Origin of the sequence: Arcobacter sp. F155 (assembly GCF_004116455.1) — a bacterium.
Taxonomy (GTDB): domain Bacteria; phylum Campylobacterota; class Campylobacteria; order Campylobacterales; family Arcobacteraceae; genus Halarcobacter.
Genome location: NZ_PDJU01000004.1, coordinates 81,425 through 97,593, shown reverse-complemented (window position 1 = coordinate 97,593; position 16,169 = coordinate 81,425). Strand labels below are relative to the sequence as shown.

At 31.4% G+C, this 16,169-nt stretch carries 14 protein-coding genes; 3 read left to right on the top strand and 11 right to left on the bottom strand.

The annotated features are described in order from the left end of the window. Nucleotides 1-115 precede the first annotated feature (115 nt). The 3 genes from eno to CRV03_RS06135 are packed head-to-tail and all read left to right on the top strand — an operon-like array spanning nucleotide 116 to nucleotide 2,340. Nucleotides 116-1,393, top strand: coding sequence for a phosphopyruvate hydratase (eno, locus tag CRV03_RS06145; RefSeq protein WP_129084274.1), 1,278 nt, complete (start codon nucleotides 116-118; stop codon nucleotides 1,391-1,393). A 3-nt stretch (nucleotides 1,394-1,396) separates the two neighbouring features. Then, complete coding sequence (locus CRV03_RS06140) at nucleotides 1,397-1,639, top strand: septum formation initiator (protein WP_129084273.1); 243 nt, start codon at nucleotides 1,397-1,399, stop codon at nucleotides 1,637-1,639. After that, nucleotides 1,636-2,340 carry an AMIN domain-containing protein gene (locus CRV03_RS06135; protein ID WP_129084272.1) on the top strand — a complete coding sequence of 235 codons (705 nt, stop codon included), beginning with the start codon at nucleotides 1,636-1,638 and terminating at the stop codon, nucleotides 2,338-2,340. The genes CRV03_RS06140 and CRV03_RS06135 overlap by 4 nt, the downstream gene beginning before the upstream one ends. Before the next feature lie 5 nt (nucleotides 2,341-2,345). Here the strand turns inward: CRV03_RS06135 and CRV03_RS06130 are convergent, their stop codons facing one another. The 11 genes from CRV03_RS06130 to CRV03_RS06080 form a co-directional block, all read right to left on the bottom strand. Next, nucleotides 2,346-3,512 carry a cation:proton antiporter gene (locus tag CRV03_RS06130; RefSeq protein WP_129084271.1) on the bottom strand — a complete coding sequence of 389 codons (1,167 nt, stop codon included), beginning with the start codon at nucleotides 3,510-3,512 and terminating at the stop codon, nucleotides 2,346-2,348. A gap of 12 nt (nucleotides 3,513-3,524) precedes the next feature. Continuing rightward, a complete protein-coding gene (locus CRV03_RS06125; RefSeq protein WP_129084270.1) occupies nucleotides 3,525-4,385 on the bottom strand; it encodes a biotin synthase in 861 nt (286 codons plus the stop codon). Next, on the bottom strand, nucleotides 4,372-4,890 hold the full coding sequence (locus CRV03_RS06120; protein WP_129084269.1) for a metallophosphoesterase: 519 nt from the start codon (nucleotides 4,888-4,890) through the stop codon (nucleotides 4,372-4,374). The genes CRV03_RS06125 and CRV03_RS06120 overlap by 14 nt, the downstream gene beginning before the upstream one ends. After that, nucleotides 4,891-7,275, bottom strand: coding sequence for a type I DNA topoisomerase (gene topA / locus CRV03_RS06115; RefSeq protein WP_129084268.1), 2,385 nt, complete (start codon nucleotides 7,273-7,275; stop codon nucleotides 4,891-4,893). Nucleotides 7,276-7,342: 67 nt separating this feature from the next. Continuing rightward, nucleotides 7,343-8,143: a UDP-N-acetylmuramate dehydrogenase gene (locus tag CRV03_RS06110; protein ID WP_129084267.1), complete on the bottom strand. Its 801-nt coding sequence runs from the start codon at nucleotides 8,141-8,143 to the stop codon at nucleotides 7,343-7,345. Beyond that, nucleotides 8,143-9,006, bottom strand: coding sequence for a menaquinone biosynthesis family protein (locus CRV03_RS06105; protein ID WP_129084266.1), 864 nt, complete (start codon nucleotides 9,004-9,006; stop codon nucleotides 8,143-8,145). Before CRV03_RS06105 ends, CRV03_RS06110 begins: the two co-directional genes overlap by 1 nt. A gap of 91 nt (nucleotides 9,007-9,097) precedes the next feature. Beyond that, nucleotides 9,098-10,771, bottom strand: coding sequence for an ATP-binding protein (locus CRV03_RS06100; protein ID WP_129084265.1), 1,674 nt, complete (start codon nucleotides 10,769-10,771; stop codon nucleotides 9,098-9,100). A 4-nt stretch (nucleotides 10,772-10,775) separates the two neighbouring features. After that, nucleotides 10,776-12,425, bottom strand: a complete 1,650-nt coding sequence (locus CRV03_RS06095) for an ABC transporter substrate-binding protein (RefSeq protein ID WP_164968620.1) — start codon at nucleotides 12,423-12,425, stop codon at nucleotides 10,776-10,778. Then, the gene (locus CRV03_RS06090; RefSeq protein ID WP_129084263.1) at nucleotides 12,418-13,104 is read right to left on the bottom strand and encodes a response regulator transcription factor; all 687 of its coding nucleotides are present in this window, start codon (nucleotides 13,102-13,104) and stop codon (nucleotides 12,418-12,420) included. Before CRV03_RS06090 ends, CRV03_RS06095 begins: the two co-directional genes overlap by 8 nt. Nucleotides 13,105-13,136: 32 nt before the next feature. Continuing rightward, complete coding sequence (locus CRV03_RS06085; protein WP_129084262.1) at nucleotides 13,137-13,694, bottom strand: hypothetical protein; 558 nt, start codon at nucleotides 13,692-13,694, stop codon at nucleotides 13,137-13,139. Nucleotide 13,695: 1 nt separating this feature from the next. After that, nucleotides 13,696-16,131 carry a molybdopterin-dependent oxidoreductase gene (locus tag CRV03_RS06080; RefSeq protein WP_129084261.1) on the bottom strand — a complete coding sequence of 812 codons (2,436 nt, stop codon included), beginning with the start codon at nucleotides 16,129-16,131 and terminating at the stop codon, nucleotides 13,696-13,698. Nucleotides 16,132-16,169 lie beyond the last annotated feature (38 nt).

Below are 16,169 nucleotides of genomic sequence, written 5' to 3'. Positions count from 1 at the left end.
CCTACTCTACAATATCTCTCACAAAATACATTTTTTTATCATTTTTATTTATCAAAGCAACTCAAAATAAATTTTTTTGTATAATATTTAGATTTAATGAATTTAGGAGACCTAAATGGTATTTATTGATAATGTTTATGCAGATGAAGTTTTAGACTCAAGAGGTAATCCAACTGTAAGAGCAACAGTTGTATTAAGTGATGGTACTAAGCAAAGTGCTATCGTTCCAAGTGGAGCAAGTACAGGTAAAAGAGAAGCCTTAGAATTAAGAGATGGTGATGATAGATTTTTAGGAAAAGGCGTTCTTAAAGCTGTAGATAATGTTAACACTGTTATTGCTGATGAGTTAATGGGATTAAGCCCATATAACCAAGCAGAAGTTGATGCTACTATGAAAGATATTGATGGTACACACAACTATGAAAAACTAGGTGCAAATGCAGTACTTGGTGTATCTATGGCAGTTGCAAGAGCAGCAGCAGCTTCTTTAGATATTCCTTTATACAGATACTTAGGTGGAGCAAATGCAATGACTATGCCTGTTCCAATGTTCAATATCATCAATGGTGGAGAGCATGCAAACAACTCTGTTGATTTCCAAGAGTATATGGTTATGCCAGTTGGATTTGATGACTTTAACGAAGGTTTAAGAGCAGTTGCTGAAATCTACCAACACTTAAAAAAAGTTATTGATGGTATGGGTGAATCAACAGCAGTTGGTGACGAAGGTGGTTTTGCACCAAACTTAAAATCAAACGAAGAACCTATTACAGTTATTATGGAAGCTATTGAAAAAGCTGGATATAAAGCTGGTGAGCAAATTGCTATCGCACTAGATGTTGCAGCTTCTGAGCTTATCAACGATGCTGGTAAATATGTTTTAAAAGGTGAGAATAGAGAATTAACTTCAGAAGAGTTAGTAAACTACTATGCAGACCTTTGTAACAAATATCCAATCGTATCTATTGAAGATGGTTTATCTGAAGATGATTGGGATGGATGGAAAATCTTAACTGAAAAAATTGGAGACAAAGTTCAATTAGTAGGTGATGATTTATTCGTTACAAATGCAAATATTTTAGCAGAAGGAATCCAAAAAGGAATTGGTAACGCAATTTTAATTAAGCCAAACCAAATTGGTTCTGTATCTGAAACTATGTTAACTATTAGATTAGCACAAAGAAATAACTACAACTGCGTTATGTCTCATAGATCTGGTGAATCAGAAGATGCATTTATCGCTGATTTTGCAGTTGCATTAAATTGTGGTCAAATCAAAACTGGTTCAACAGCTAGATCTGATAGAATCGCTAAATATAATAGATTATTAGAGATTGGTGCAGAAATTGGTTATGCTGAATATTTAGGAAAGCAACCTTTTTCGAAAAAGTAATTCATGAGAGAAAACCTTCATGAGCTAAAAAAGTTTTCGTTAATAGCAATAGGTTCTATTGCTATTACGATGCTTCTTAGTTATCATGTTGCTAATATTCTTTTTGGAGATAACTCTTTAGAAGTGTATACTTCTTTAAAAGATAAAAAAGAGTATCTTCAAAGCGAAATTAAAAGATTACAGCTTGAGAATGCTCACTTACAAAAAGAGTATTTTGAACTAAAAAATTTGGAGCCGGAAGAATGAAAACTTTATTTACACTGTTACTACTTTTACCCCTAACGATAATAGCTAGGGAAAATCCTTTTCAACCAACTACTGCTTATGAAGAAGAACAAGCAAGAATGATTGAACTAAATGAGATGGATGAGAACTATGCTGTTGAATTTCAAGCAGAACAACACTATATAAATGAAGTATATGAAAAGATGAACAACCCTGCTGAAGAAAAGAAAGCAGAGAAAAAAGAACCAAAGAAACCAGCTTTAACAAAAGAAGAAGTTAAAAAGTTAATCGAAAAAGCTAAAAAAGAGACAGAACAAAAAACAAAAGAGATTGTTAAAAAAGCTGTTGATGAAAAGCCAAAAGAGATTGAGCAAGTTGTATATGTAAAACCTAGACTTGATGTTACATATGAAAAAGAGATTCTTCCTTTTGTTAAAGTTGAATATGACAATGATAAGATTGATATTCACTCAGACTATAAAGTTTCTAAAAAACTAACACTTCCAGGAAAAAAGAAAATTATCTTAGACTATACTGCTAAGAAAAACTTCTATACAGTAAGAGAAAAGTTAGAGTCAACTAACTTCTTAAAAGTAGCAGTAGGAAACCATAAAAAAGATGGTTACTTTAGAATTGTTGTTGAACTAGCACAATTACCAGAAAACTACGAAGTATCATATAGCGATAATAGAGTTACTATCGTTAGATTATACGAAAACTAAAAAATTTATTTAGCCACTTTCTCAGGTGGCTTTATAAAGTTAGACAAAATCCTAATAGCAACCATCACAATTAATACTTCCATAATAGCAGCTAAAATAAACGCATAATAATAAAACTGTGTAATTGAATGATTATTATAAGCAATTGTAGCAACCGCAATTAAAAGCGTGATAGGCATTGAATGAGAAAGACCTACCATATAGAATCTATTCCATCCCATTTCATTAACAAATAACATTGAAGCAATAAATCTAATAGCAATCATTGATAGTGCTATATAGAATGCTTTTTCTACTAAACCATCTTCAAATAAAGACTCTAACTCAAAAGATGACCCTACATAAATAAAGAAAATAGGAACAAGCCAACCAAAACCAAAATGCTCTAACTTATGAGGAAGTTGTTTATTGTGTTCTTCAAAGAATGTAGTAATAAAAGTTCCCGCAATAAATGCCCCAAAGGCAACTTTTAAATTTAACAACATCATAACAGCAATCATAAGAAAGAATATCCCCATAGATAGTCTAATATCTTGTTCTTGATGGTCATTTTCTGGCATAAGCACTGCTTTAATTTCAGGATACCACCAAATAAGATTATGGAAGAACTTATAAATAACAACCATAAAAATAAGGAAAAGAACAAATAGTGTCATTGTTCTATAAAAGTCAAAGTTTATTCCAAACTCTAATGCTGCAGTTACAGTTGTAAGTGCAAAGATAGAGATAATCTCTCCAATTAGACCAACAGTAATAGCCAATCTAATCCACTCTACATCTCCATACTCTTTTTTAAGTGCAGCTAATAATCCAATAGAGATTAAAGGAAGTATTACAATAAAGATATAGCCTATTTCAAGGTAGATTGTTCCAATTGCAGCAAGGGAGAATAAAATGACATTATAAAAAATTGATTTTCTTAAGAGGTTTCCAGAGATGTTTATAATCTTCTTTAAATCAACTTCAAGTCCAGCTAGGAACATCAAGTATAAAAAACCCAACTGTGCAACAAGCTCTAAAATAGAGTGCTCAACAATAAATGCAAAATATGCAGCTAAAGCTCCAAGTATTATCTCAACAGTAATAGTTGGAAGCTTTACAACCTTTGAGATTAAAGGTGAAGTAAAAATTATCAAAGAGATTGATATTATGATTAAAATTTCTTCACCCATTAATTTACCTAATTAGTTTCTTTCTCTAATAACTTTAATACCTTGCTTTTCAAGCTCAGCAATATCATCAGCAGGTGTTCTTCCAGCAGTTGTTAAATAATCACCAATAACAAATGCATTTGCACCTTTTTCAAAGATTTTATACTGTTCATCACCAAACATTAACTCTCTTCCACCAGCAACCATTATTTTCATTGCACCTGGAACCATTTTTCTAGCTAATGCAATTAATTCAAAAGCCTCTTCTCTTGAAACTGTATTTTCTACTAATGGTAAAGCTTCATTTGGATGGAAGAAGTTTAAAGGTACATTCATAGGCTCTAATGATGCAATAGATTCAAGCATAGAAACTCTTTGTTCTTGAGTTTCACCTAAACCAAAAATACCACCACAAACAAGTCTAAGACCTACTTCTTTTACATTTTTACATGTTTGGTATCTTTCATCCCAAGTATGAGTTGTAACAATCTCTGGGTAAAAGTCTCTTGCTGTTTCAAGATTATGGTTATATGCATCAACACCAGCTTCTTTTAAAGTCTGTAGTTGCTCAACTGAAGCTGTACCATTACATGCAATTAAAATTAGTCCTAAATCCTCTTTTTTAACGGCACGTGCTGCCTCACAAACAAAAGCTAATCTTTTGTCGTTTAAACCTTTTCCTGCTGTTACAAGACAAAAACCATTTGCTCCATTTGCTCTTGCTCTTTTTGCTTCTTCAACAATTTGTTCAATGGCTTTTTTCTTATATCTTTGAATATCAGCTTTATACTTTACACTTTGTGTACAAAACTTACAATCTTCATTACATGTACCACTTTCTATATTACAAATGGCACATAAAAAAATCTCTTTTGATTTATTAGTTACGCTCATATTTTATCTCTTTTTCTAAAAAACTATTTTCATTTATATTTCTTGAGTAATACTTGATTATATACTCATTTTCATTAATTTCTAACATCACACACTCTATCAAGGGTTTCTCTCTAGCACAGACTTCCCCTGGATTTAGGAAAAGAGTTCCATTTGTATATTGGCACTCAAAAATATGTGTATGTCCAAAAATTACCACATCACTATCACCTGCATTTAAATAAAAAGGCAAATGCATCAGCTTGAACTTTATATCTTTTATTTTAAAAAGATATGGCTCTTGTTTTATATTATATTTATTAGCATATGACAATAAAGAGGAATCATTATTTCCAAAAACTGATATATATTTAAGGTTTGAATCTTGAAGATGCTTCAAGTTTTCTTCAATACATAAGTCTCCTGCATGAACAAGATATTCACACCCTTTTTCTTTTAGGTGCTCTATCACTTCTTGGGTATAGTCACTTTTATGGTGACTATCCGATAATATACCTATTTTCATCTATTTAGTTGTTTTTTTAGCGGCCGTAGTTTTCTTAGCTGTTGTTTTTGTAGTTGTACTTTTTTTTCTAGTTGTTGTTTTCTTTGCTGGTGCTTTTTTAGCTGTTGTCTTTTTTGCACCTGTTTTAGATTTGGGGTCTTTTTCTATTATCTCTAATACTTGCTCTAAAGTTAAATCTTCAGCTTCAACACCTTTTGGAATTTTAAAGTTCTTTCTTCCTTGTTTTATATAAGGACCATATCTTCCAATTAAAACTTGAACTTTCTCTTCTGGGAAATCTTTGATTAAAGCTTTTGCTTTTGCTTCTGAAATCTCTTTTATAACCTCTTTAGCTCTTGCTTCTTCAATAGTATATGGGTCATCTTCTTTTAGTGAGTAATATGTCGACTTAACTTGTAAATATGGACCAAATCTTCCAATATTTGCTTTAATATCTTCACCCTCGTCTGTTTGTCCAACAACCCTTGGAAGAGTAAATAAAAATAGTGCTTCTTCAAGCGTAATTGTATCCATATTTAAGTGATCAGGAATAGCAACAAACTTTGGTTTCTCTTCATCATCTTTTGTTCCAATTTGAACAAAGGGACCATATCTTCCAACTCTTGCACTAATGGGTTTTCCAGACTCTGGGTCAGTTCCTATTTCTCTAATTTGTAGATAATCTTCTTTATTTACACTCTCTTCTTTTTCATCAATAGTCTTTTTAAAGCCACCATAGAACTCATTCATTACTTGTTGCCAAGCAATTTTTCCATCAGCAATATCATCAAACTCTTCCTCAACCTTTGCTGTAAACCCTAAATCTACAATTCCAGGGAAATGGTCAACTAAAAAGCTATTTACAATTTCACCAGTTGGAGTAGGTGCTAATTTTTTATCTTCTGTTTTAACTACATACTCTCTTTGTTGGATAGTAGAAATTGTTGGAGCATAAGTAGATGGTCTTCCAATTCCTTCACTCTCTAACTTTTTAACTAAAGAGGCTTCTGTATATCTTGCAGGTGGTTTAGTAAAGTTTTGCTCTAAATCTAATTTTTCTAAATCTAAAATCGTGTCTTTTTTGATTGTAGGTAAGATTTTCTCACTGCTATCTAAAGCACTTTCTGGATTATCACTTCCTTCAGTATAAGCTTTCATAAACCCAGCAAATACAATTCTTTGTCCCTTTGCTTGGAACTCTAACTCTTTATCTTTTCCAGCTTCAATTTTATATGTAGTATTTGCAATAACAGCCGGAGCCATTTGTGTTGCAAGAGTTCTTTTCCAAATTAAAGAGTAAAGTCTAAATTGACTTGGTTCTACATATGCTTTGATATCACTTGGTTTTAAAGCCATATTAACAGGTCTGATAGCTTCGTGAGCCTCTTGTGCTCCTTTAGCTTTTGACTTATAAGCTCTTGGTTTAGCTAATGAATACTCTTTCCCATATTCAGCTTCAATTACCTCTTTTGCTGCACTTGTAGCAACTTTTGAAAGGTTTAATGAGTCTGTTCTCATATAAGTGATTAAACCACCTGTATGATTTGGAATATTCCCAACATTTCCTTCATATAACTGCTGAGCAATAACCATTGTTTGTTTAACAGAAAGTCCTATTTTTCTACTTGCTTCTTGTTGCAGTGTTGAAGTAGTAAAAGGAGCTGCTGGGTTTCTTTTTGATTCTTTCTCTTCAATATCTGCTAATTTGAAGTTAGAAGCTAATGCAGATGCTTCAATCTCTTTTGCTTCTTGTTCATTTCTTATTTTTTTGGCTTTTCCATCAACTTTTGCAAGTTCAGCTTTTAACTCTGGATTTGCAAAATTTGACTTTATTTTCCAAAACTCTTCTGGCTCGAAGGCTCTAATCTCATTCTCTCTATCAACGATAATTCTTACTGCAACTGATTGAACTCTACCAGCACTTAGACCATATCTTACTTTTTTCCAAAGTAATGGAGATAATTCATAACCAACCGCTCTATCAAGGATTCTTCTTGCTTGTTGAGCATCTACAAGATGTTGGTTTACTTCTCTTGGATTATTGATAGCTTCTAAAATTGCATCTTTTGTAATTTCGTGAAAAACAATTCTTTTTAATGGGTTTTTTTCAATTTTTAGTGCAGGAATTAAGTGCCATGCGATAGCTTCTCCCTCTCTATCTTCATCGGCTGCTAGGTAGATTGTTGTATCTTTAGTAATCTCTTTTTTTAAGTCACTAATAACTTTTTTCTTATCAGTTGAAACCAAATATTTTGGTTCAAAATTGTTCTGGGGGTCAAATCCTAACTTTGACTTTGGAAGATCTCTAACATGCCCCATTGAAGCCATTACTTTGAAATCTTTTCCTAAAAACTTTGATATCGTTTTTGCTTTTGCGGGAGACTCTACTATTACTAAATTTTTCACCAAATCATACCTTACACTAATTTTAAGCTTTGAATTCTAACATAAAAAAATGAAAACTCTATTAAGCTTAATATATAATTATTTCTTCTTCTATTTCTACGTTAAACTCATCATTTATTCTCTGTTTTGCTAGGTTTATTAAAGAGAGTGCATCCTCAAAATTACCTTTGCCATAGTTAACTAAAAAGTTTGAATGCTTTTCACTAAAGCCCATCTCACCTTTTTTAAAACCTTTTAATCCCACTGCTTCTATCAATCTTCCTGCAAAATCACCTTTTGGGTTTTTAAAACAGCTTCCTGCACTTGGAATTTGTGGTTGATTATCTCGCATTTGTTTAAAAAGTTCTGCTTGTTCTTTTGAGAAACCATACTCTATATTAAATACAACCTCATAAACTATTGTATCAATTTTAGTTTCTCTATATGAGTACTCTATATCTTCTTTTTTAATATACCCATCTTTTGTTTTAATAGAGTGAATATAATTAAAAATTTCCCATTGTTTAAGCCCTGCATTCATTTTAACTAAGCCACCAAGACTTCCTGGAAGTTTTCCTAAGAACTCTAAGTTTGCTAAGTCATTCTTTTTTGCATATGAAAGTAGCTTTCCAGATTTTGTAGCACAGCCTACATATAAAAGATTATCTTCTTTTCTTATATAATCAAAGGCTTCACCTAAAACTGCAAAGTTTGGATGAGTATTTGAAATAAGAACATTATTTGCTCTTCCTAAAATAACATAGTTACTATAATCACCAATCTCATTTATAACTAGAACCTCAGCTTTTGGTCCAATATGTATTGATGAATATTTTGAGAAATCAATCTCTTTAAAATAGTTTTTATACTCTTCTTTATCTTTTGACATTAATTAGCTCTTAGTTCCTCATATTCACTTGGAATTAAAAACTCTTTTGCTTTTACTAAACTATTATAAAAACCATGCTTATATCCTAGTTCATATAGCTTGTCTAAAGCTTCATATTGGATATCACTTAATTGAACTGAGTTATCATTTGCATAAAGGTCTAAATAGTTATCTAAAGTATCAGCATCAACTCTAATAAGACCTTTTTCAAGTAACATTGGAGCTAATACATTTCTGTTTTTATTTGCAACATCAACAGCTTTGATTAAAGTGTTCTCATAATCAATTGCATTAGTTAAAGGAAGTGATCTTCTTAAACACATTCCTCCAAGAGGTAATGGTAAACCTCCACCACTTAACTCTTCCCAAATATCCCACATCTCACGTTCAACTTCTAAATTATCATCAAAAGTAAGAATTGATTCATGGATTAAAACACCAGCATCAACAGTTCCATCTAATACTGCTTGTTCAATGTCTAAGAAGTTCATATATGTAATTCTAGCTTCTGGATAAGCTATTTTAAAAAGTAATGCATTAGTTGTAAACTCTCCACTAAGAGCTACTTTGAAGTTTCTTTTTAACTTTGCATCTTTTTTCTTTACAAGTTTTGGACCATAACCTTCACCAAAAGATACAGCTGTTTTTAAAAGTGCATAATCATCTTTAACAAAAGGATAAAGAGCAAAAGAGATAGCACAAATGTCATACTCACCTTTTAAAGTTGCTTGGTTTAATGTTTCAATATCAGCTGCAATATTCGTAAACTTTGCATCTTTTGGAGTAACCCAACCAAATTTAATCGCATAATACATAAAAATATCATCAGCATCAGGAGAGTGTGCAACACTTATTTCTTTCAAAACTATTCCTTCTTTATTTCATTTTCTATGGGGATTGTAGCAAGTTATGGATTACTTTTTCATTTAATATAAAGTTTGAAAGAAAATTCCACTAAACAGTTTTTAAAACCTTCACTGTAAAAATAGCTCCGTGGTCATTGTTTCTAACATTTATAAATCCATGCATATTTCTTTCAATAATATTTTTTGCCATATATAGACCTATTCCTGTTCCTTGAGTTTTATGTCTAGTAGTAAAATATGGGTCAAAAATTTTATCTAATATCTCTTCTCTTACGCCACCTGCATTATCTTCAACTTTTACAACAGCGTAACTTTCACCACCTTTTATCTCTATATTAATTTGTGGTTCTTCTACCTTTCTTTCAAGAAGAATATCTTTTGCATTACTTATTAGATTTAAAATCACCTGTGAGAATTCATTTTTATAACCTAAGACTTCACTATCTTCTTTTACATCAAAACTTAGTTCTATGCCATGGTATTTCAATGAAGACTCAACAATAAAATATGCATCTTTACAAGCTTTTTCAACAGAGAACAACTCTTTTTCCCCTTGGGGTTTAAAGAAGTTTTGAAAGTCATCAATTGTTTGAGACATATATGAAGTTAGTTTATTGGCTTCTTTTATTTTTGAATTTAAATACTCTTTATTAAACTTTTCAAAATCAAAAGTCACTTTCATATTCATATGTATTGCAGAGATTTGAGCTAAGGGTTGTCTCCATTGGTGGGCAATATTTCCTATCATCTCACCCATTGCTGCTAGTTTACTTTGTTGAATAAGAATTTGCTCTTGCTGAAGTCTTTGTCTTATCTCTTTTTGTATTTTATCTTCTAGGTTTCCAATCACACTATTAATCATATTTTTAAGTTCATTTAATGAAGTATTATTTGTATTTTGAGTAAGTCTTGTTCCTAAGTTCCCACTTTCAATATTTTCTAAAACCTTCGTTGCATTTTTGATTAAGGCTTCATTTTGGTCTACATTAGTTCTAATATATGACACATTTTTATTAATGATATTAGCCATTTGTCTAAACTCATCTTTACCATCAATATCAATTCTATTCACTTTTGTTTTTTTATCATTTAAATACTTGAAAAAATCATTTAAACCATTTTGTACTTTATATATTGATTTTAAAATATTATTAGTAATAAACCAGCCAATAATTATTGCAAAAAATAGAGTTAAAGCAATACTTGTTATAACCTCAATTTTAACTTCTGTAGATTTTTTTGAAGCTTGACTATATGCAATAGTTGCATTACTTAAAGACTCTTTTTGTAAAAAAAACAGTTTTTCAACTAAAATATCAAACTGCTTTTTACTAACAGTAGTTACATTTATATATGCACCCTCTTCAAAGCCTTCATTTAAATACTCTTTTGTTTGAAGAATATGTTCTTTATAACTCTCCCACATTTCATAAAGCTCAGGACTGTATATTTTCACATTTTGAAAATCTTTATCTAATCTCTTAAAAATCTCTACTAAATCTTTATTTATCTCACTTCTAATCTCTTTATTAGGAGCCATAACTAAAGATTGATTTAACTGTCTTAAACTATATAAAGGAGTGATGATTTTATTTTGTAAAGCTAATACCGCTTGGGATTTACTATGTACTATTTTTAAAGTATCTTTATTATCTTCACTAACTTGTACTGACTTATAACCTAAAACTGCAATAGAGATACAAAGAATTAAAAACAGTATCCCTAACTTTGATTTGATATTCATATTTTTTATTAGTTTCATAGTATTACTTTATTCTTTTTGGCTTGATTGCTTCTTCTAGCTCTTTTTTATACTCTTTATTTCCTCTAACAGACCAGTGATTTTTACTTATTTCTATTTCCCATAAAGGAATAATTCCACCTTCATAGGGTTTATATATCACCTCTTTATTTACTGCAATAACCTTGTTTAAAGAAGGAACTCTTAAAGTATATGCCTTTTGTCTTGCTCTATGTAAAATATTTTTAACGACCTTTTTATACTCTATTGAAGAAGGATTTGTAAGAAAATACTGTTCAATATAAGATTGCATCTGCTCATCTTTTGGAATAGTTGACCAAACACTTCCTATTTCATAAATGAAAAATACCGTCCAAGGGTTTTGATAATACCAGTCATCATCACCCCAAATTAAAAGGTCCCACTCTTTTTCATTTTTATTTGAACTAGTTGTTAATAACTCTTTATATATATCTTTTTCACTACTTGTTACTGTATAGTTTAGTTTCACTCCATATTTTTTTAGCTGGAACTCTATTCCTTTAAATAAAAACATAAATCTATCTTGGGTGAAAACATTTAACTCCAAGCCATTTAATAAAGTCGTTAACTCTTTTTTAGAGTACTTTTTTTCTACAATTTTAAACTCTTTTGCAACTTGCTCAACGATATCATAATTTATTGAGGCAGTAAAAGGAGAAACTTTACCTTCTTTTTTATATACAAAGTTTAGTAGTCTTTCTTGGTCAAGGGCTTGATTTAAAGCAACTCTAACTTCATCACTTAAAAGCTTTTTATTTCCATTTATCAAATTAAAAAATATTACAAAATTATCCGTTGATTTAGAAATAATAAGCTTAGAGTATTTTGATAAAATCACTTCAAACTTTTTATTAAAAGGTATTGGCATTAAGTCTAATTTACCCTCTTTTTTAGTGATATCTTCAATAGCTTCATTTACATCAAGTTGTGTATATACAGTTATTCTTTTTATTTTAGGAAACTCTTTATTCCAATAATATGGATTAGCTACAAGTTCTAACTTATCTGTTTGTTCACTTCCTAAAGCAAAACCTTCTTTCAAAATATATGGTCCCATAGCAAAAGCACCAGCTATTTTATTTGCTGTTCCTGTCTCTTTTCCTACAGGATTATATTTTTGTATATACTCTTTTGTATAAAAATAGATTCTTGCAAGGTCAGTTAAAAACATCTCATACTTTTGTTTTAAAACTATTTTGATTCTTTTTTTATCAAGTTTTATAATGTCAAAATCTACTTTATCTATGTTTGTATATAAAAATGGCTTTCTTTTAAAATACTCTAGATTATAAATCACATCATCTATAGTAAAAGCTTTTCCATCTTGAAATTTTAGTTTATCCCTTAAAGTAAAAATATATGTATACTCATCTACTCTTTCATGGGATTTTGCAAGGTCATAAACCCAACCTCTTTTATTATCATATGAACGAATAAGTCCTGCATTTGTAGCTTTTGCAATATATGAATAAGGAATTGAAGGAAGAAATATATTTATATGAGAGTTTGGGTCTAATCTTTGTGCTTTATTTAAAGAGCTTGTATCTTCTCTAAACTCTAACTTTTTTACAAGGTGTGAAGAAGAAAATAAAGAACAAGTAATCAAACTTATTAGTACTAAGACTTTAAACAAAACGATATCCTGTTCCTGATAGGTTATAAATGATGTCCGTAGGAAGTTTCTTTCTTAAATTCCTAACTAATGACCTTAAGGCACTATCGGTCATAACATCATCTTGCCAAACCTTATCTTGAAGCTCTTCATATGTAGTTATTCTGTTTTGGTTAGAGATGAGAACCTCAAAGAACATCATCTCTTTTTTGTTTAGAAATATAACCTCATCTTTGTATTTTAACTCTTTTTTATCATAATCAAAACTATAGTCTTCATCCACTTTTAGAAAAACTTTTTTATTAATTTCAAGGAGAGAGACACATTTCTCTAAAACCTCAAACAAAGCCTCTAGTTCCACTGGTTTTATGATATATTTTTCCATATGAAGCTCAACTGCTTCAAGCAAATATTTTTTATCTGTATGAGCTGTAATCATAACAATAGGAATTGTTCTATTTGTCTCGCGAACTTTTTTTACAAACTCAATACCATTTAAAACTGGCATATGAATATCACTTAGGATAATATCAGGATTCTTATCTTCATAAACCTCTAATGCTTCAGCTCCATTAGAGGCTTGAAAAACCTCTTTCACATAATATCCTAGACTATCAGCGATATTCTCTCTAATGCCCACTTCGTCTTCTGCATAAAGAACCGTTAAACTCTTTAATTTCTCTAAAAACTCCTTTTGCATGAAGACTCCTTTTTATTTACATTATAGCAAATTTAGTGCTCTGTTTTAACAAATCCATCAGATGAATTAGCTTTTAAATATCTAAGAAGATAAGATGCTTCTTCTTCATCAAGTTTTGCAAAACCTTTCATTGTTCCAAAGATTGCTTCCCATTCCATCATAGAGTGGTGATTTACTTCTGGACCTGCATGACATTGTGTACACATTTCAAAATAGAACTCTTCATGTTCACCCCATACATCAAGTGGGTCATTTGAAGTTAACTCTTTAGCTAATGTTCCAACTAACTCAACTTCATTTCCATCTCTTTGATTTACTTCAAAACCTTTTTCTACTTTTGCAACTAAAAGCTCTTTTGTTTTAGAAGAGTAAACCTCATCTCCAAACATAACACCTTTAATTGAAACTTTTACATTTTTTCCCATCTCTTCTTTGATAGTTACAGGAACACCTACAAAAATCTTTGCAGTTTTTCCATTATCACCTTTTAAAACAGAATCTTGATAGATAAAGTTTTGCTCTGCATTTACTTGGAAGAAGGCTCCAAGTAAAGCTAATAGTACTATTGTATTTCTAATAATTGTTTTCATCTTATGCTCCTATAATTTTTGGTGGGTTGTAAGCTACATTTGGACTTACAGTTCCAGCTTTTTTAATACTTACAAGTACAGTATTTGCTGTAGTTGCTTGCGCCATTTGTGATGTTGGTCTTGATGATGTTAAAACATTCACTTGACCAGAATTACATCTTACTTTTCTTTGGTCATTTCCGAAGAAAGAATCACCAGCCTCGGCATCTTCAGGAGAGTACCAAGCACCCTCTTCAATTGCTACAACACCATCTCTAATTGTGTTTGTCACAACAACACCAGCAAGTAAACTTCCTCTATCATTGTAAACTTCTACAATCTCACCATCTTTTACTCCAAATTTCTTCGCATCATTTGGAGAAATTCTAATAGGTTCTCTACCTTGTACTTTATGTACATTTTGCACCCAAGTATTATCTAACTGTGAGTGAATTCTATATGTTGGGTGAGGAGACACTAGGTGTAGTGGATATTTTTTCACTAACTCTTCATTACCTAACCACTCTGCTGGTTCAAACCACATTACGTGACCTTTAAAGTCTTCATATCCATAAGATGCAAACTTATCTGAGAAGATTTGAATTTTTCCAGTTTCTGTTTTAAGTGCATTGTTTACAGGGTCTTTTCTAAAGGCTTCATGTCTAACAAATTTTGTTGCACTTTTTGGAATATCGTATTTAATAACACCCATTTTCCAGAACTCTTCAAATGAAATTCCCATTTCTCTTTTAGCTGAAGATCTTTTATAAAGTCTTTCTAACCATTGTTGAACTGTTCTTCCTCTTGAATATCTTCTTGCTTTTCCAAACTTATCAGCAAGCATTGTAAAGATTTCATAATCATCTTTTGATTCATATCGTGGCTCAACAATTTTTTTCATTGCATAGATTCTATCTGCTGAGTAAGACATAGCTCCTGCTACATCATCTCTTTCCATAGTTGTTGTTGCAGGTAAAACAATATCTGCCATTTTTGCAGTTGGTGTCCACCATGGCTCAACAACTACTACAGTATCTAGTTTTCTCATTGCTTCAATAAGTTCATTTACATCTGGTTGGTGACCAATTGGTGAACCACCTGCACTTAACATAAACTCTACTTTTGGATATTTAATAACTTTACCTTTGTAAGTTACAGTCTCACCTGGTTTATTGATTAAGTCACTCATTCTTGATGCAGGAATAGCAATTTTTACTTTATCTCCTCCACCTTGACTCATTCCACCAACAGTATTTTTACCAGAGTTTGCATCTCCTCCACCTTCATAGTGCATAGAGAATCCAAAACCACCACCTGGTAATCCAACTTGTCCTAGCATTGAAGCTAAAGTAATAATAGACCAGTCAACTTGCTCACCATGATGAGCTCTTTGCATTGCCCAGTTACCAGCAATAAATGTTCTTTTTGAAATCATAATATCAGCTAATTGTCTAATTGTTTTAGCTGGAATTTCTGTTAATTTTTCTGCCCATTCAGGTGTTTTTTCAACACCATCTTCTTTTCCTAAAAGGTATGGTAAGAATTTATCAAAACCGTAAGTATATTTTTCAATAAACTCTTTGTCATATTTACCACTTTTATATAAGTAGTTCATCATTCCTAACATTAAAGCAACATCAGAACCTGGTCTAATTTTAATCCAATCAGCTTTGAACTCTTGAGCTGACATTGTATAAATTGGGTCAATAGAGATTACTTTGATTCCTGCTTTTTTATACTCTTCATAAGCATCAAAACATCTGTGATTATGAACAGAGTATCCTGCTCTATTTGTTTTATATAAATCTGCTCCCCATAAAACCATCACTTCTGTATTTTCAATGATTTGCTCATGGGCAGTTTGAATAGAATAAACCTCCATATCTCCAACAATTGATGGGTTTACTTGTCCTGCTGCACCATTTGAGTACTCACCTGATGTTCTAACAGCTCCACCAATTTGGTTAAAGAATCTTCCAGCTAATGCATTTGGTTTAAATGCTCCTGGATGAGCCCAACCACCATAAGATGCATTATAAAGTGCTTCGTTTCCACCTTTTTCTTGTGCTTTTTGAATAGCTTTTGCAACTAAATCAATAGCTGTATCCCAAGAAACTCTAACAAACTCCTCTTTTCCTCTTAAATCACCTCTTCCTTTTCCTTCAAGGTAACTTTTTCTAACCACTGGATATTTAACCCTTGAGTCAGAACTGTTTCTATCTGCTAAAGCTTTAACCATAACAGTTGGATTAGCATCAGAATCTAATTGTGAAGTTATATCAACAATTTTGTCATCTCTTACGTGAGCATAAAAAGCACCAAAGTGAGATGCACTTGGAATTTTCTTAGTTCTACTTGCAAACTCTTTTGCAACTGCACCACTTAATGTTCCACTTCCTGCTAATACAGCTGAAGTTGCTGCTCCTACTTTAAGAAAGTCTCTTCTTGAATTGTTCATCTTCAATCCTTTTTTTGATTTATAAAAGAATTGTAAGA